The organism is Pseudomonas luteola NBRC 103146 (assembly GCF_002091675.1).
Classification (GTDB): domain Bacteria; phylum Pseudomonadota; class Gammaproteobacteria; order Pseudomonadales; family Pseudomonadaceae; genus Chryseomonas; species Chryseomonas luteola.
Window position 1 is genome coordinate 148099 of the sequence record NZ_BDAE01000008.1, and the last position, 15694, is coordinate 163792.

Sequence of the window (15694 nt, forward strand, 5' to 3'; positions counted from 1 at the left end):
GCCGCATTCTGAAATGTGTTCAAGGCAGGTCTCCTGGCTCACGGCAACGCTTCTCGCCTTCCCGCCCAAGAGCAGTGGCTTCCTGAAAAGCATCGATTAAACAACCGTTTACAGTTGCGGGGGCAGCTGCGGTCTCGCACCGCATTCCCTCTTAGCTTTGGTCATGTGCCAAAGCACCCTGAAGGCGCAAAGGCTACGAGCGACACTCTGGAGTGTCAATCGATGAAGTTGACGCTTCGCCCGTGTTCGTGGTCTGCTTGCGCCTGATTTCAGGTGTCGCTACGCGGTTCGTGGCGGTGAAACGGGAAGCCGGTTCAAGTCCGGCACTGCCCCCGCAACGGTACGTGAGTGTAGATCGATATCCACTGTGCTCGGCTGTAGAGCATGGGAAGGCCGATCTTGCAGGCGTTGGAGCCCCTTGCTCCACCCCCTTCACAAGTCCGGAGACCGGCCTGATTGACGATTGAGCAACCCGCGGTGGGCGGGCGCAGCTGAATGGCGTGGCGCGCAAGCGACCGCGCCTTCGTGCGTTCCCTCATCCTCGCCACACTCCTAGGAGGGAATCCATGAATAGCCAATCCCTGTCTCATGTGCCTACGGCATCCGGCACCCTGACTCAACGCCTGACTGCCGCCGCCCTGGCGTGCGTATTGGGAGCAGGCCTGGTCTTTCTAGCCGGCTTCTCACACATCGACGCCATTCATAATGGCGCTCATGACACCCGTCATAGTGAAGGCTTCCCCTGCCATTGAGGCTGCGACATGTACAAACGGATTGCCTTTACAGCCGGCTTTGCCGGACTACTGGCGGCACTGCTCCTGAGCGTACTGCAGAATCTTTGGATCACGCCGCTGATCCTGGAAGCCGAAACCTATGAGGTAGCGGGTGAAGCGCACGCGCATGCCGCTGACACGCCTGCTCACCACCATGACGACGAGGCCTGGGCGCCTGAGGACGGCTGGCAACGAACGCTTTCGACACTCGGCGGCAACCTGGTCGTTGCGGTTGGATTCAGCCTGATATTGGCAGGCCTGTTTACGCTACGAGCCCCATGCCACGCCTGGCATGGCTTGCTTTGGGGCGCTACCGGCTATCTGACCTTTTGTCTTGCGCCCTCCCTGGGGCTGCCACCGGAACTGCCCGGCACTGCAGCGGCTGAACTGACCGCACGGCAAGGCTGGTGGATCGGCACCGCGGCTGCCACAGCCTGCGCTCTAGCCTTGCTATTTCTCACCCGCCATAGGGTGTTGCGTCTGGCCGCATTGGCCCTTTTGGCGCTGCCCCATATAATTGGCGCACCACAACCTGCCGAACAGGCAAGCCTAGCCCCTGAATCCCTGCAGCAACATTTTCAGTTGGCAGCACTTGTTTCCAATGCCGTTTTCTGGATTGTGCTGGGCTGGCTGAGCGCCTGGTTCTACACCCGTGATACAGCTGAGAACACCTGATGACTTTAAGTAACAGCGCACCCGCCATTCTCGTCGTGGGGCATGGCACTCGCAGCAGGCCGGGCGTCGAAGAGTTCTTCCGCCTCGCCGAACACCTCAAGAGCCGCTTTCCAGATCGTCTGTGCACTACAGGCTTTCTCGAATTCGCCCGCCCGACCATTGCTGAAGGCCTTAACAAGCTGATCGCAGAAGGTGCTCGCAACATTACCGCCATTCCTGGCATGCTGATGGCCGCCGGCCATGCCAAGAACGACATTCCCAGCGAACTCAACGAGTTCATGGCCGCGAACCCGGAAGTCAAGATCACCTACGGAGTGGAACTGGGCGTCAACGCCAAGATGATGCGCGCTGCACGCGATCGTATCGAGGCGGCCGAAGCGCAGTTTGGCGATGGTTACCGTCGCGATGAAACCCTCCTGGTCGTTGTCGGGCGAGGCGCGTCCGATGCTGACGCCAACTCCAACATCACCAAGATCACGCGCTTCCTGTGGGAAGGCATGGGCTTCGCTTGGGCCGAGACCTGCTATTCAGGCGTAACCAAGCCGCTGGTAGCCGACGCGCTGCCTGTCGTGCATCGCCTGGGCTACCGCAATGTCATCGTATTCCCCTACTTCCTTTTCACAGGACGCCTGATCGATCGCATCTATGCAGATGTAGATGCCTATGCCGAGGCGCATCCTGAGGTACGGGTTGTCAAGGCCGGTTATCTCAACGACCATCCCTTGGTCATCGAGGCGTTGGTGGACAAACTCCATGAAACCGAGGAAGGCACTGGCAACATGAACTGCCAGCTTTGCCATTACCGCGAGCAGATCATCGGCTTCGAAGACCGTGTCGGTGCTCCCCAGTTCGGACACCACCACCATGTGCGCGGTATTGGCACCGATGCCGATCATGACCACCACCATCATCACCATCATCACCATCATGGTCATCACCACCACAATCATGACCATGGCCATAGTCACGATCATGCTCTGTCACCTGCCCAGGCAGCGCCGCTCAAAGCTGTTCAGAAACTGACCCCGGCGGATTGATTGCATGCCCTTCGATTATCAGCGCGACCCGGAGGCCATCGAGCGTCAGTCCTTTGAACAGATCAGGACATTGACCGACCTCAGCCGCTTCGACCCTGACCAGGCGCAGATTGCCATGCGCCTGGTGCACACCTGTGGCGAACCGGAGATTGTGGAAGCGCTGCACTTCAGCCGACATGCCATGGAAGCCGGTCTTGCCGCCGTGGAGGCGCAGGCCTCTATCCTCTGTGATGTCGAAATGGTCAGGCACGGCCTGACCCGACGCCTGTTCGGTGAACGTCCCTTATGCTTTCTGAATGACGAGCGTATCCCGGCGCTGGCAAAAGCAACGGGTGAAACGCGCAGCATGGCGGCGCTGTCGCTGTGGGAGCCCTATCTGCCCGGCAGCATTGTAGTCATTGGCAACGCCCCGACAGCCCTGTTCAGACTGCTTGAGCACTTGGAAACGGGTGGCCCCAGGCCCGCCCTTGTCATCGGGATGCCGGTTGGCTTCATTGGTGCAGCAGAATCCAAGGATGCGCTCATGGCTCATGGGCAAGCACTCGGCGTAGAGTGGATAGCGCTCAGTGGCCGACGGGGCGGCAGCGCGTTGGCCGCCGCTACGCTCAATGCACTGGCACGTGTGCAGCAAGGGATACGCTGGTGAGCGAACGAACCTGGAATGGCCCTACGCTGGAAGTCATCGGCCTTGGGCTCTCAGGCGAAGCCCTTTCGGCCGAAGCGCGGCAGGCACTGGGCTCGGCTGAGCTGGTCATTGGTGCACCGCGTCATTTCGAAGCGCTCGAGCAGCAAGGCCTCGATGTTCCTCGCCGAGCCTATTTTCCAAGCCCGTTTTCAGCGCTCTGGTCGCTTCTGGCAGAACATTCCGGTCAGCGCATCGTCCTGCTTGCCTCTGGCGACCCGCTTTTTTATGGCCTTGGCGGACATCTGCGCAAGCACCTCACCGCTGAAAAGCTTCGCTTTTATCCGGCAGTGTCCAGTATCCAGGCCGCCTTTGCCCGGATCGGCCAACCCTGGCAAGAGGCTGAAGTGGTCAGCCTGCATGGTCGTCCCCTTTCCAGTCTGCGCGCCGCCCTGAAGGTCAACCGCTGGTTTGCAACGCTCACCGATGCCCACAGCCATCCTGCCGCGATCGCAGACGAGCTGGTTGCCGGAGGCTTTGGTGATTCCACCGTTTGGGTAGCAGAAAACCTGGGTACCTATGAGGAACGTGTGTCCACTCATACGGCCAGCCTTCTCAGTGAGTCGACTGAAGTCTTTTCTCCCTTGAACGTCGTGATCTTCAGGACTCAAGGTGCAGGTGGCGTACTGCCTGAATTCCCGGGCATCGCCGACGCCGCGTTCAGCACAGACGGTGACGAGGCAGGCAGAGGTCTGCTGACCAAGCGCGAGGTACGGCTGTGTGCTCTTTCGCTGCTTGAGCCCCGTGCAGGTGATATCGGCTGGGATATTGGTGCAGGGTGTGGTGGCGTAGCGGTGGAATGGGCCCGATGGAACCCCTATGGGCAGGTTCATGCCCTGGAGTATCACGCCGAGCGACTCACCCATCTTGCTACGAACCGTGACCGCTTCGGCGTTATCAAGAACCTGCATATCCATGAAGGCCGTGCGCCTGAACATATTGTTGAACTGCCAGAACCGACCGTCATATTCGTAGGCGGTGGCGGCCGCGATCTTTCAGTGATTCTTAATGCATGCTGGGCTCGACTCCCGTCAGGAGGACGTCTGATTACCAGTGCCGTCACCGAAGATGCGCGTATGGCCCTGCATGATTTTGCACTGACTGCGCCCACTCAAGACGACGAATGGGTCCAGTTGGCCGTTTCCAGAGGCGACCGTCTCGCCGGTCAACGCCTCATGCGCCCGCACCTGCCTGTACTTCTTTTCAAGCGAATCAAACCATGACTGGTACACTTTATGGCATCGGTGTCGGCCCCGGCGACCCCGAGCTGCTTACCTTCAAGGCTGCCCGCCTGATCCGGCAGTGTCCGGTAGTAGCCTATATTGCCAATCAGCAAGGTGCCTCCCAGGCGAGGGTTATCGCCCAGGAACACCTGATCGATCAGCTGGAGCTGCCCATCCGCATGCCGTTCGAGCGTCAGCGTGATGCGGCGCTCATAGTCTATGACCAAGCTGCCGCCGATATTGCCCATCGGCTTGAGCGTGGGCAGGACGTGGCGGTTCTATGCGAGGGCGACCCTCTATTGTTTGGTAGCTTCATCTATCTACATGACCGGCTGGGCGAGCGGTTTCCCTGCGAGATCGTGCCGGGCATCAGTTCGATCATGGCCGCAGCCGCTGCAGCGCGTCACCCGCTGACGCGACTCGAACAAAGCCTGCGTATCCTGCCCGCTACTGCCGGCCCGGAGCGGCTGGCCAGCGCCCTGCATGAGCCCGGACCGCTCGTCATCATGAAACCCGGCCGCCAGTACGGTGAAATCCTGCGCTTGCTGCGACGTACCGGACGTGACGCTGATAGCGTTTATGTCGAATATGCCAGCCGTGACACACAGCGGATCATTCGATGCCATGAAGCGATGCCTGATGGAGAACAAGGCCCCTACTTTGCCTTGTTCCTAATCGGGGCACAGCCATGCTGACCATTGTCAGTCTGACGGATGCCGGCGCTGCGCTCGCTCAACGCTTGCAGTTACTGGATCGAAGTGCCGAGTGGCTGCATCGTCCTCAGCCTTTTATCGAAACCGTACAGCAACGCTTCCAGGCCGGACATCGGTTGGCATTGATCTGTGCCAGCGGTATCGCCGTACGCACCCTGGCGCCGGTGTTGCAAGACAAGTACCGCGACCCGCCGGTGCTGGTGTTGGATGAAGCCGGTCGGTTCATCATTCCCCTGCTGTCCGGCCATGAAGGCGGCGCCAACGCCTGGGCGCAGGAATGGGCGGAGCAGCTGCAGGCTCAATGCGTTATCACCAGTGCCCGGCGCTACACCCGTCCTCTCTACATTGCTGGCCTGGGATGCGAGCGAGGCTGCCCGGAATCAGTACTGCATACACTGATGACAGAAACCCTGGCTGCCCATTCGCTGACCGTAGCCGACATCAATGGCTTCGCCAGCATCGCATTGAAACACGACGAAGTCGGCATGCTGGCATTGGCTGAAACATTAAATGTACCTATTCGGTTTTTCGAGGCCGACACGCTCAACCGGTACGAAAACCAGCTCACTCAACGCTCCGCTATCGTTTTTCGCGAAACGGGCTGCTATGGCGTGGCAGAGGCAGCGGCCCTTGCAATGGCCGAGCAGGTAACGGGCGGTCCGGCCGAGCTGATCATTCCCAAACACAAGAACACCCGTGCGACCTTTGCTCTTGCACGCGCCTATCAGGATCCTTCATGACTGGACGTTTAGTTATCATCGGTACCGGCCCAGGTGGGCTGGAGCACTTGAGCCCCGCTGCCAGCCGCGCGCTGGAAGGCGCTACAGACCTGGTTGCCTACCCGCTCTACGTCGACCTGCTCGGCGAGATCGTGGCCGGCAAGGCACGTCACGATAGCCCGCTGGGTGATGAAATCGGCCGTGCCCGCCGCTCCCTGGAGCTGGCCGCCGAAGGCCGAAGCGTGGCGCTGATTTCCAGCGGAGATGCAGGCATCTATGCCATGGCGACTCTGGTGTTCGAGCTACTGGAGCACGAGGCGCTGCCCGCCTGGCACGAGGTGGAGATTGCCGTAGTGCCCGGCATTTCAGCCCTGCAAGCCTGCGCCAGCCGTGTGGGCGCCCCACTTGCCCACGATTTTTGCACCATCTCGCTCTCGGATTTGCTTACTCCATGGGAAACCATCGAGACACGCATCCGTGCGGCAGGCCTGGGAGATTTTGTGGTGGCCTTCTACAACCCGGTCTCCCAAAAGCGTACCTGGCAGTTGGCACGTGCCCGTGAGCTGTTACTGGAAAAACGCCCAGCAGACACGCCTGTCATTATCGGTCGCAACGTCACCCGGGCAACAGAGCAGATCACTATCACTACACTAGACGAACTGGACCCAGCTCAGGTCGATATGCTGACTATTGTGCTGGTGGGCAACAGCGAAACCCGCCGAGTTGGCCAATGGGTATACACGCCCCGCGGCTATGCTAAAAAACTGGGAGCCGATGCATGACGGTTTATTTCATCGGCGCCGGTCCTGGCGACCCTGAGCTGATCACCATCAAAGGCCAGCGACTGATTCACAGCTGCCCGGTCATTCTCTATGCAGGCTCTCTGGTCCCCGAGGCTGTTCTCCAAGGCAACACAGCCGAACAAGTCATCAATACTGCCGAGCTTCATCTGGCGGAAATCATGACGCTGATCGAAGCTGCCCATGCCAAGGGCCAGGATGTAGCACGCGTGCATTCAGGCGACCCGTCACTCTATGGCGCAATTGGCGAACAGATTCGCCGTTTACGCGAGCTGGACATTCCTTTCGAAGTGATACCGGGCGTCACAGCCACGTCTGCGTGCGCTGCCTTGCTCGGTACAGAGCTGACACTTCCGGATATCTCTCAAACCATTATTCTCACGCGCTATGCAGGCAAGACAGCTATGCCCGAAGGTGAGCAACTGCCGGACCTTGCTAGGCATGGCGCAACCCTTGCCATACACCTGGGAATCAACCGACTGCACAAGATTGTCGAGGACCTGATCCCGCACTATGGCGCCGATTGCCCGGTGGCTGTGGTGCACCGAGCTACTTGGCCGGATCAGGACTGGGTAATGGGTACGCTGGAAGACATCCTGGCTAAGGTTCGGGCCAAAGGCTTCCACCGCACGGCGCTGATTCTTGTCGGGCGTGTGCTGGCACCAGATGATTTTTCCGAATCCTTTCTTTACCGGGAGGACAAGGCTCATGTATATCGTCCGGCATACAAGCGTCGCAAGAAAGCCAGCGAGGAGCCGCCTGCATGAGACCGTTCACCTGCCCGTTCGTCCACTCCAAACCTGACGCACTCATGTCAGTGGTGGGCTGAAGGACGACTCAACGCCCATGCGCGAGGAATCTCCCGAGCGTAAAGGTCCGCTGCGCAGCGGCTTTACAACAGGCAGCTGCGCCACGGCCACAAGCCTGGCAGCGGCACGCCTGCTCTTGCGTGGCGAAACCTGTGATGCCTTGACCATCGACCTGCCCAAGGGCGGGAAAACCCTTCTGCTTCGCATCGAGCATTGCGAGCGTAGTGCTACGGGTGCCACCGCCTCGATCATCAAGGATGCTGGAGATGACCCGGACGTTACCCATGGCGCACGGGTTTTCGCTCAGGTCGAGCTGACAGCCGAACCCGGTATTACCTTTCTAGCAGGTCCTGGTGTTGGCACAGTAACCCGACCAGGTCTGGTACTGGAGGTTGGTGAACCCGCGATCAACCCGGTACCCCGGCAGATGATGCGCCACCATCTGGAGCGGCTCGCCCTTGAGGCTGGCTACCCTGGCGGGTTCCAAGTGACTATCGGCGTTGAAAGCGGTGAGGTATTGGCGCAAAAGACCATGAATGCCCGCCTGGGCATCCTGGGAGGGCTGTCGATTCTGGGTACCAGCGGCATCGTTCGTCCCTTTTCCTGCGCAGCCTATATCGCCTCAATTCAGCAGGCTATTGATGTTGCCCACGCCAACGGGGAGTCTCACCTGGCTGCGTGCACCGGCAATGCCAGCGAGGCGGCCATGCGGACCCACTTCGGCCTGCCTGAAATTGCCTTGATCGAGATGGGAGATTTTGTCGGCGCAGTCTTAAAACACACCAAGCGCGTGTCGGTGCCACGACTGTCTCTCTGCGGTGGTTTTGGCAAGATCAGCAAATTGGCAGCCGGACACATGGATCTCCACAGCCGTAGCTCCAGCATAGACCTGCCCTGGCTGGCTGAGCAGGCGGCAGCTCTCGGCGCAGGTGTCACCTTGCAAGCGGCTATTGCTTCCTGCACTACCAGTCAACAGGCGCTCAAGCTTTCCCATGAGGCCGGTTTCCTCCTGGCTGACCATATCTGCCGACTCGCCCGTAATGTGGCGCTCAGTAAACTGCCCGATGCCACGGCACTGGACGTTTTTGCCATCGACCGCGCTGGCAATCTGATGGGAAGCGCGCCTTGAAGAAGATTCTGCTGCTGGGCGGCACTCGCGAAGGTCTGCGCCTTGCCTACCAGCTTCCCGCTGATGCCATCTATAGCCTGGCTGGCCTGGGTCAGATACCCGATGACTTACCCTGCCGCTGCCACGTAGGTGGCTTTGGCGGTATCGATGGGCTGGTTCGTTTCATTCATGAACAACGAATTGATTTGCTGCTCGATCTGACCCATCCGTACGCTGAACAGATCAGCCGACATGCTCAGAAAGCCGCTAGACAAACAGGTATCCCATACTGGGTGCTGCATCGTCCGGCCTGGCATCCTTGCGCGGGTGATGAGTGGCGGGAATGGCATCACTGGCCCGAGCTGACGGCCCAGCTTTATCCCTTTGCCCGCGTCCTGATGGCGCTCGGACGAGAGCCGCTAACCCATATCGATGAGATACCCCCTCACCAGCATTGGTGGGTTCGCTGCCTGGTCACTTCGGAGCAGAGTCGTTCCAACGTTACGCTCCTGAACGCACGAGGGCCATTCCAGATAGAAGACGAATACGCCTTGTTGAAAGATCAAAGGATCGAGTTGATTGTATGCAAGAACAGCGGCAGCAGCGCCACCGAGGCTAAACTGATCGCTGCGCGCGACTTGAAAATTCCTGTCCTGATGCGTGCTCGCCCCCCATTGCCACAGGCGGACCAGACATTTACTGCAATCGATTCCCTGATGACGGCGCTAGGCCTAGGCTGGTAGTCAGGACTGGGTAATATCTGCATCGGCAACAGGCGCGTCTTCGCCTCGGGCCCGTACATGAATCGCTGCAAAGGGCTCGTTCTGTACCAATTCGATCAGCGATTCCTTTACCAACTCCAAGATAGCCATGAATGTCACCACCACACCTAAACGGCCTTCTTCGACGGTAAACAAGGCAATAAAGGGCACGAACTGCCCCCCCTTGAGGCGTTCGAGCACATCGCTCATGCGCTCACGAGTCGATAAGACTTCCCGTGATACCTGATGGCTCTCGAAGAGATCCGCCCGCCGCATAACCTCACTCATGGCCAGCATCAGCTCGTTCAGCCCCACATCCGGCAGGAGTTTGCGCGCCTTGGCGTCAGGTGCCGGTAAAGTGGGTACGGTAATGTCACGTCCTACCCGAGGCAAAGTATCTATATCCTCAGCAGCTTTTTTGAAGCGCTCGTACTCCTGCAATCGGCGAATCAATTCAGCTCGAGGGTCATCCTCTTCCTCTTCCACCTCCGAAGAGCGAGGCAGCAACATGCGCGACTTGATCTCCGCCAGCATGGCTGCCATGACCAGATACTCTGCAGCAAGCTCCAGACGAACCGATTTCATGAGTTCGACATAACCCATGTACTGCCGCGTGATCTCAGCCACTGGAATATCAAGAATATCGATATTCTGTTTGCGGATCAGGTAAAGCAGCAGGTCAAGCGGTCCCTCAAAGGCTTCGAGGAAGACCTCCAGCGCATCTGGTGGGATATACAAGTCCTGTGGCAGCTCGGTAAAAGCCTGCCCGTAAACCAGCGGTACTGCCGCCTCTATGCGTGCCGAAGGCTCGTTCACGTCAGGACTGCCTGGCTCGCTCATGCACGCTCACGCTCAAACGGCTCTGGATCACCAGCGCCAACACGTAGAACTTCCGGCTCGCTGTCGGTCAGGCTGACCACCGTAGAGGGCTCAAGTCCCCCCATTCCGCCATCAATGATCAGGTCAACAAGATGGTCCAGCTGGTCTCTCATCTCATAAGGGTCGGATAGCGACTCTTTCTCGCCGGGCATGATAAGGCTGACACTCATCAGCGGCTCCCCCAGCTCTTCCAGAAGCGCCTGAGTAATTGGATGTTCGGGCACTCGCACACCAATGGTACGGCGCTTGGGATGCAGCAGAATGCGTGGCACCTCACGGGTGGCGTTGAGAATAAAGGTATAGGGCCCTGGCGTATGCGCCTTGATCAGTCGAAAGGTGCTCGTGTCGACCTTGGCATACAAACCAAGCTCGGAAAGATCGCGGCATACCAGAGTGAAGTTGTGCTTGTCGTCCAGCTGGCGAATTCGCCGGATGCGTTCTACGGCATTTTTCTCACCGATCCGACAGCCCAATGCATAAGACGAGTCGGTGGGATAAGCGATCACGCCGCCGCTTTGAATGATATCCACGGCTTGACGGATCAGCCTCGGCTGGGGATTTTGCGGATGTATCTCGATGTACTGGCTCACGTTGGCTCCTGACTGGCTGGGTAGATGGCATGGCCGAATCGTGCCCACAGCGGAGGCAGGTCTTCAGGGACCGGACGGTACATGCCCAGGTCAGACCAGTCACTCGGTGTATGGAAATCACTTCCGGCACTAACCATCAGACCGAACTCACGCGCCAGAATTGCCAACATGCCAACCTGTTCGGCCGGTTGGACTCCATTGACTACCTCTAGGGCATGCCCGCCGGCCATGATGAAGTCACCGATCAGCTTGCGCCGTTTAGTCCGTGTAAAGTCATAAGCCAATGGATGAGCCAGACTGATCCACGCCTTGGCCGCATGCAGGGTTGTGACTGTTTCTTCCAGGGTCGGCCAGTGCTGCTTGACATCACCGATCTTGCCTCCGCCCAGCCATTTGCGGAATGCTTCGCCCCTGTCCTTCACATAACCTGCCTGCACTAGAAACTCAGCGAAATGAGGGCGGGAAGGCGCATTACGGCTATCACCCAGCGCCTGCTGAATAGCCTGAGCGCCTTCAAGCGCCCCCGGCATGCCTTTGGCAGCCAAACGTCGATCAATTTCTTCGGCCCGCGCCCAACGCCCCGTGTAAAGGGCCTCCAGCGCCTGCTTCAAGTCTGGAGAGTCGCTGTCAAAGCCGTAGCCCAATACATGGATGGTCGCGCCGCCCCAGGTACAGGAGAGTTCAACGCCTGTCAGCAACGTCAATCCCAGCTTATCGGCCGTCTGTCGCGCCTCGGCAAATCCTTCCAGGGTGTCATGATCGGTCAGGGCCAGTAACCGAACGCCCCGCTCATAGGCGCGTGCAACCACCTCGGCCGGGGCCAATGTCCCATCGGAAGCCGTACTGTGGCAGTGCAGATCGACACGCATCCTGGTTCCTCGTCTTGATTCGTCTGTTATTATGCCCGGATGTCTTGGCTCCGGCTGCTTAAATGAAACAACTTATCGATTTCATCCCCCTGCTTCTGTTCTTCATCGTCTTCAAGCTTGAACCTCGAACCGTCGAGTTCGCAGGTCATGCCTTCTCACTGGGCGGCATCTTTAGTGCAACAGCGGTTCTGATCATTGCGTCAGTCATCGTCTATGGCATCCTTTTCATCCAGCAGCGACGTCTGGAGAAAGGCCAATGGCTGACGCTGGTGGCCTGTCTGGTGTTTGGTGGCATGACCCTGGCGTTCCACAGCGAAACTTTCCTGAAATGGAAAGCGCCTGTGGTCAACTGGCTGTTTGCCTTGGCCTTCATCGGCAGTCATTTCATTGGTGACAAACCGCTGATTGAACGGATGCTGGGCCATGCCATGACCCTGCCCCATGCGATCTGGGTACGCCTCAACATTGCCTGGATCATCTTCTTCTTGGTCTGCGGCTTTGCCAATTTGTTCGTTGCCTTTACGTTCGAGAGCATCTGGGTGGACTTCAAGGTGTTTGGCAGCCTGGGCATGACGCTGCTCTTCATGATTGGTCAGGGCATTTACCTGTCCAGGCATCTGCATGACAGCGACTCCAAGAAATCCTAGAACCGCTGAAGTCTTCATACAACTGCCGGCCTGTCATACGTCGGCAGCCTGCTTCCGGTTCCCGACGAGCCTAACGTAATGAGCCAAATTCTTCTGATCGATGACGATCGTGAGCTTTGCGATCTGCTAAGTGCCTGGTTGCAGCAGGAAGGATTCGAAGTACGCGCCAGCCACGATGGCGTGACTGCACGCCAGGAACTGGCTGCCCACACCCCTTCTGCAGTGGTACTCGACGTCATGCTGCCCGATGGAAGTGGTCTAGAGCTGCTCAAGCAGCTACGCAGCGACTACCCCGAGCTACCTGTCGTGATGCTGTCCGGCCGTGGCGAACCCCTGGATCGCATCCTGGGCCTGGAGCTGGGCGCGGATGACTATCTGGCCAAACCCTGCGACCCACGAGAGCTGACTGCGCGCCTGCGCGCCGTTCTACGCCGCAGCCACCCGGCGCAGCCCGCAGCCCGTTTACAGCTGGGCGATCTGTCGTTGAGCGTTGCCCGAGGCGTCGCTAACATCGGCGAGCACGAGGTCAACCTGACACTTACCGAGAGCCGCATTCTGGAAGCCCTACTTCGCCAACCCAGTGACCCTCTGGATAAACAGGCTCTGGCCCAGATTGCCCTGGGACGTAAGCTTACGCTTTACGATCGCAGCCTCGACATGCATGTCAGCAATCTGCGCAAGAAACTGGGTGCCCATGCGGATGGCAGACCCCGCATCATGGCCATTAGAGGCCGCGGCTATTACTACAGTGAATAGCCGGCACGGTACTGACACAGTTTACTGACTGCGTATTTACCCAAGCTTTACCTTGATTGACGGCGCCTGACCTTGCCTCCGCTAAAGTGGACTCATCCGGTCGATACCGGCTCTCAAAAAGGAGAACCTTATGCGCAAGATGATTCCCGCCCTGCTGTTCGCTTCCCTGCTGCCTACTTTGTCTTTTGCAGCGCCTGCGCCAGCCGATGACATGCCGCCGCCCCCGCCCGGCATGCATATGGACGGTCCCAAGGGACATCGCGACATGATGGGCGGCCCGTTCCGCGAGCTTGATCTGACGCCTGAGCAGCACCGTACCATCGGTAAGCTGATGGGTCAGGAGATGCACGATCGCCAGGACATCATTCACAAGTATCTGGACAAGCTGCCAGAAAAAGAGCGCCAGTCCATGAAGGATGAGCTCAAGGCCAACCGCGAAAAGACGCAGAAGACCATTCGCGATCAGCTCACGCCTGATCAGCGCAAAAAGTTCGACGAGCTGGCCAAGAAGCAGGAACAGCGCAAAGCGGAATGGGCTGAATTCCAGCAGTGGAAGAAAGAACACAAATCCAATTGATGCCTAAAACTGCCCAGCCCAGCTGGGCAGTTTTCCATCCAAACCAGGGTTCCACATGGTATTGAGAACATTGTTCTGGCGAATATTCGGTACCTTCTGGCTGGCAATCCTGTCGGCAGTCGGCCTGACCATGCTCCTGGGGCATATTCTCGATCAGGATTCCTGGATCCTTTCCCGCCATCCCGGCCTTCAACAGCTGCCCGCCAAGTGGGTCGAGCGCTACGAGCATGAAGGCGAAGACGCGGCCCAACGATTGCTCGAACACCGCAAGCGCCGCTTTGGCGTCGATATACAGGTACTGGGCGAGAACGGGACGCCACTGGTGCCCGGCACCCTCCCTCCGCATGTCATGGAAATGGAAAAACGCGGCCCCAGAAGACCGCCGCCCTGGCGCCGGATTACTACGGAATATACCAGCAGCGAAAGCGGGCGCAGTTACCTGTTCATTTACCATATCCCACTGCCCGAGCTGAACGCCTGGCGGCGCGACTCAGTGCTCTTCCCTATCAGTGTATTGGTCATTGCCTTTGTAGTTCTGACGCTGTTCAGTCTGCTGTTAACGCTGGCGATTACCCGACCCTTGAACCGCCTGCGCAGCGCTGTGCATGATCTGGGACGTACGGCCTATCAGCAGGACAGCCTTGCCAAGCTTTCTCGGCGAAGAGACGAGTTTGGCGTACTGGCGCAAGACTTCAACCGAATGGGCGACCGCCTGCAAAGTCTCATAGTCAGCCAGCGTCAACTGCTTCGAGACGTCTCTCACGAGTTACGCTCGCCTCTTGCCCGACTTCGCATTGCCCTTGCGCTGGCCGAGCGCGCGACCCCTGAAGATCGCGCCACCATGTGGCCCAGGCTGGAACAGGAATGCAATCGTCTGGAAACGCTGATCGGTGAGATCCTGGCGCTGGCCCGCCTGGACGGCGAATCTGGCGACAGGGCTGACATCCCTCTGAATGCACTCATCGAACACCTGTGCGATGACGCTCAGCTGACCGCACCCGAGCAGCGGATCGAGGTAAATGTATCCGCCACCCTGATGCTGCACGGATGGCCTGACCTGCTCGAACGCGCCATCGATAACCTGATCCGTAATGCACTGCGCTTCAATCCACCTGAAACGCCTCTGGAAATTACAGCCCACCAGACCGGGGAAACACTGACTATCGCAGTGCGCGATTACGGCTCAGGGGTGGCGGATGAAGACCTACCACGGTTGGGCGAACCCTTCTATCGTGCAGCCAACCAGACGAGTCAGGGTTACGGCCTGGGCCTGGCCATCGCCCGGCGCGCGGTCGAGCGACACGGGGGAAAGCTCGTGTTCGCCAACCATCCCGAGGGTGGGTTCGTCGCCACACTGGAGCTTCCCGCAAGCCTGATTACGCCGGCCAAGTCTTGACGAATTGCTTCGTTTCCAACGCTACCGGCTTGCGCGGAGTAACGTCCGGCGTCCCCAGGTAAATGAAACCGACGATTTCCTCGTGAGCATCAATGCCCAACCCTTCGCGTACAACAGGATCATGCGTGAGATCGCCGGAGCGCCATATAGCGCCTAACCCCATGGCATAAGCTGCCAGCTCCAGACCGTGAGCGGCACATCCTGCTGCCAGGATCTGCTCCTGCGCAGGTACTTTAGGGTGCTCTTGAATGCAGGCCACAGCCACCACCAGCAAAGGCGCACGCATAGGCATGTTGCGCGCCTTGGCCAAGGCTTCGGGCGGACTCTCTGGGCGTTGAGCCAGAACCGCCCTTGAAAATAACTCGCCCAGCGCCTGGCGCCCTTCCCCCTGAATCGTCAGGAAGCGCCAGGGGCGCAGCTGCTTATGATCGGGCGCCCTTAACGCGGCAGCAAAGAGGGTTTCCAACTGCTCTGCCGTAGGGGCAGGCTCGGTCAAGCGAGCAACGGAAACGCGGTTAAGCAGCACATCGAGTGCATCCATGAACACCTCTTTTCATCGAAACGATCGTTGTTGTACAGACCGGCTGAATTGTGCCATTACTCCATGCCAAACTTCTGCTCATCGGTAACAAGTAAAGACTTTGGACGAGAATAACGACCTCAGATAAGATCGCGCTCGC

General features: G+C 58.7%; 19 protein-coding genes and 2 riboswitches. Of the genes, 15 read left to right on the forward strand and 4 right to left on the reverse strand.

Features of this window, described 5'->3' with window-relative positions; translation table 11 throughout:
• Window positions 1–6: 6 nt before the first annotated feature.
• Window positions 7–196: riboswitch (cobalamin riboswitch) on the reverse strand.
• 58 nt (window positions 197–254) lie between these two features.
• A riboswitch (cobalamin riboswitch) is annotated at window positions 255–470 on the forward strand.
• Between the two features lie 96 nt (window positions 471–566).
• From PLU01S_RS11670 to PLU01S_RS11720, 11 genes are all read left to right on the forward strand, one after another.
• Window positions 567–752 carry a CbtB domain-containing protein gene (locus tag PLU01S_RS11670; RefSeq protein WP_010798051.1) on the forward strand — a complete coding sequence of 62 codons (186 nt, stop codon included), beginning with the start codon at window positions 567–569 and terminating at the stop codon, window positions 750–752.
• A 9-nt stretch (window positions 753–761) separates the two neighbouring features.
• Window positions 762–1448 (forward strand): CbtA family protein, encoded by a 687-nt coding sequence (locus tag PLU01S_RS11675; protein ID WP_074825407.1) that lies wholly within the window; start codon window positions 762–764, stop codon window positions 1446–1448.
• Window positions 1448–2485 (forward strand): sirohydrochlorin chelatase, encoded by a 1038-nt coding sequence (locus tag PLU01S_RS11680; RefSeq protein WP_074825406.1) that lies wholly within the window; start codon window positions 1448–1450, stop codon window positions 2483–2485. The genes PLU01S_RS11675 and PLU01S_RS11680 overlap by 1 nt, the downstream gene beginning before the upstream one ends.
• A gap of 4 nt (window positions 2486–2489) precedes the next feature.
• Window positions 2490–3131, forward strand: a complete 642-nt coding sequence (locus tag PLU01S_RS11685) for a precorrin-8X methylmutase (RefSeq protein ID WP_074825404.1) — start codon at window positions 2490–2492, stop codon at window positions 3129–3131.
• Window positions 3128–4390 carry a bifunctional cobalt-precorrin-7 (C(5))-methyltransferase/cobalt-precorrin-6B (C(15))-methyltransferase gene (locus PLU01S_RS11690; RefSeq protein WP_074825403.1) on the forward strand — a complete coding sequence of 421 codons (1263 nt, stop codon included), beginning with the start codon at window positions 3128–3130 and terminating at the stop codon, window positions 4388–4390. Before PLU01S_RS11685 ends, PLU01S_RS11690 begins: the two co-directional genes overlap by 4 nt.
• Complete coding sequence (gene cobI / locus PLU01S_RS11695; RefSeq protein ID WP_074825401.1) at window positions 4387–5085, forward strand: precorrin-2 C(20)-methyltransferase; 699 nt, start codon at window positions 4387–4389, stop codon at window positions 5083–5085. The genes PLU01S_RS11690 and cobI overlap by 4 nt, the downstream gene beginning before the upstream one ends.
• A complete protein-coding gene (locus tag PLU01S_RS11700; RefSeq protein WP_074825399.1) occupies window positions 5079–5843 on the forward strand; it encodes a cobalamin biosynthesis protein in 765 nt (254 codons plus the stop codon). The genes cobI and PLU01S_RS11700 overlap by 7 nt, the downstream gene beginning before the upstream one ends.
• Window positions 5840–6604, forward strand: coding sequence for a precorrin-3B C(17)-methyltransferase (gene cobJ / locus PLU01S_RS11705; RefSeq protein WP_074825398.1), 765 nt, complete (start codon window positions 5840–5842; stop codon window positions 6602–6604). Before PLU01S_RS11700 ends, cobJ begins: the two co-directional genes overlap by 4 nt.
• Complete coding sequence (gene cobM, locus PLU01S_RS11710; protein WP_074825396.1) at window positions 6601–7389, forward strand: precorrin-4 C(11)-methyltransferase; 789 nt, start codon at window positions 6601–6603, stop codon at window positions 7387–7389. The genes cobJ and cobM overlap by 4 nt, the downstream gene beginning before the upstream one ends.
• 79 nt (window positions 7390–7468) lie before the next feature.
• Entirely contained in the window at window positions 7469–8560 is a 1092-nt protein-coding gene (locus PLU01S_RS11715; protein ID WP_074825394.1) for a cobalt-precorrin-5B (C(1))-methyltransferase, read from the forward strand.
• Window positions 8557–9282, forward strand: a complete 726-nt coding sequence (locus PLU01S_RS11720; protein WP_074825392.1) for a cobalt-precorrin-6A reductase — start codon at window positions 8557–8559, stop codon at window positions 9280–9282. The genes PLU01S_RS11715 and PLU01S_RS11720 overlap by 4 nt, the downstream gene beginning before the upstream one ends.
• Here the strand turns inward: PLU01S_RS11720 and PLU01S_RS11725 are convergent, their stop codons facing one another.
• From PLU01S_RS11725 to PLU01S_RS11735, 3 genes are all read right to left on the reverse strand, one after another.
• A complete protein-coding gene (locus PLU01S_RS11725) occupies window positions 9283–10017 on the reverse strand; it encodes a segregation and condensation protein A (protein ID WP_162493724.1) in 735 nt (244 codons plus the stop codon).
• A 119-nt stretch (window positions 10018–10136) separates the two neighbouring features.
• Window positions 10137–10769: an L-threonylcarbamoyladenylate synthase gene (locus PLU01S_RS11730; RefSeq protein ID WP_010798039.1), complete on the reverse strand. Its 633-nt coding sequence runs from the start codon at window positions 10767–10769 to the stop codon at window positions 10137–10139.
• Window positions 10766–11638 (reverse strand): PHP domain-containing protein, encoded by an 873-nt coding sequence (locus PLU01S_RS11735; protein ID WP_074825388.1) that lies wholly within the window; start codon window positions 11636–11638, stop codon window positions 10766–10768. Before PLU01S_RS11735 ends, PLU01S_RS11730 begins: the two co-directional genes overlap by 4 nt.
• A gap of 62 nt (window positions 11639–11700) precedes the next feature.
• Between PLU01S_RS11735 and PLU01S_RS11740 the strand changes: the two genes are divergently transcribed.
• From PLU01S_RS11740 to PLU01S_RS11755, 4 genes are all read left to right on the forward strand, one after another.
• A complete protein-coding gene (locus tag PLU01S_RS11740; RefSeq protein WP_019365064.1) occupies window positions 11701–12285 on the forward strand; it encodes a septation protein A in 585 nt (194 codons plus the stop codon).
• A gap of 78 nt (window positions 12286–12363) precedes the next feature.
• Window positions 12364–13041 carry a response regulator transcription factor gene (locus tag PLU01S_RS11745; RefSeq protein ID WP_010798036.1) on the forward strand — a complete coding sequence of 226 codons (678 nt, stop codon included), beginning with the start codon at window positions 12364–12366 and terminating at the stop codon, window positions 13039–13041.
• Window positions 13042–13171: 130 nt separating this feature from the next.
• Window positions 13172–13618: an LTXXQ domain protein gene (locus tag PLU01S_RS11750; RefSeq protein ID WP_074825387.1), complete on the forward strand. Its 447-nt coding sequence runs from the start codon at window positions 13172–13174 to the stop codon at window positions 13616–13618.
• 61 nt (window positions 13619–13679) lie between these two features.
• On the forward strand, window positions 13680–15014 hold the full coding sequence (locus PLU01S_RS11755) for a HAMP domain-containing sensor histidine kinase (protein ID WP_074825590.1): 1335 nt from the start codon (window positions 13680–13682) through the stop codon (window positions 15012–15014).
• Here PLU01S_RS11755 and PLU01S_RS11760 read toward each other — a convergent pair.
• Window positions 14995–15555, reverse strand: coding sequence for an NAD(P)H nitroreductase (locus tag PLU01S_RS11760; RefSeq protein ID WP_074825384.1), 561 nt, complete (start codon window positions 15553–15555; stop codon window positions 14995–14997). The genes PLU01S_RS11755 and PLU01S_RS11760 overlap by 20 nt on opposite strands.
• Window positions 15556–15694: the final 139 nt, after the last annotated feature.

Bases quoted from the DNA above. Each gene is read 5' to 3' on its own strand.
- PLU01S_RS11670 (WP_010798051.1), top strand. From the start codon at position 567: ATGAATAGCCAATCCCTGTCTCATGTGCCTACGGCATCCGGCACCCTG.
- PLU01S_RS11675 (WP_074825407.1), top strand. From the start codon at position 762: ATGTACAAACGGATTGCCTTTACAGCCGGCTTTGCCGGACTACTGGCG.
- PLU01S_RS11680 (WP_074825406.1), top strand. From the start codon at position 1,448: ATGACTTTAAGTAACAGCGCACCCGCCATTCTCGTCGTGGGGCATGGC.
- PLU01S_RS11685 (WP_074825404.1), top strand. From the start codon at position 2,490: ATGCCCTTCGATTATCAGCGCGACCCGGAGGCCATCGAGCGTCAGTCC.
- cobI (WP_074825401.1), top strand. From the start codon at position 4,387: ATGACTGGTACACTTTATGGCATCGGTGTCGGCCCCGGCGACCCCGAG.
- PLU01S_RS11700 (WP_074825399.1), top strand. From the start codon at position 5,079: ATGCTGACCATTGTCAGTCTGACGGATGCCGGCGCTGCGCTCGCTCAA.
- cobJ (WP_074825398.1), top strand. From the start codon at position 5,840: ATGACTGGACGTTTAGTTATCATCGGTACCGGCCCAGGTGGGCTGGAG.
- cobM (WP_074825396.1), top strand. From the start codon at position 6,601: ATGACGGTTTATTTCATCGGCGCCGGTCCTGGCGACCCTGAGCTGATC.
- PLU01S_RS11715 (WP_074825394.1), top strand. From the start codon at position 7,469: ATGCGCGAGGAATCTCCCGAGCGTAAAGGTCCGCTGCGCAGCGGCTTT.
- PLU01S_RS11735 (WP_074825388.1), bottom strand. From the start codon at position 11,638: ATGCGTGTCGATCTGCACTGCCACAGTACGGCTTCCGATGGGACATTG.
- PLU01S_RS11740 (WP_019365064.1), top strand. From the start codon at position 11,701: ATGAAACAACTTATCGATTTCATCCCCCTGCTTCTGTTCTTCATCGTC.
- PLU01S_RS11745 (WP_010798036.1), top strand. From the start codon at position 12,364: ATGAGCCAAATTCTTCTGATCGATGACGATCGTGAGCTTTGCGATCTG.
- PLU01S_RS11750 (WP_074825387.1), top strand. From the start codon at position 13,172: ATGCGCAAGATGATTCCCGCCCTGCTGTTCGCTTCCCTGCTGCCTACT.
- PLU01S_RS11760 (WP_074825384.1), bottom strand. From the start codon at position 15,555: ATGGATGCACTCGATGTGCTGCTTAACCGCGTTTCCGTTGCTCGCTTG.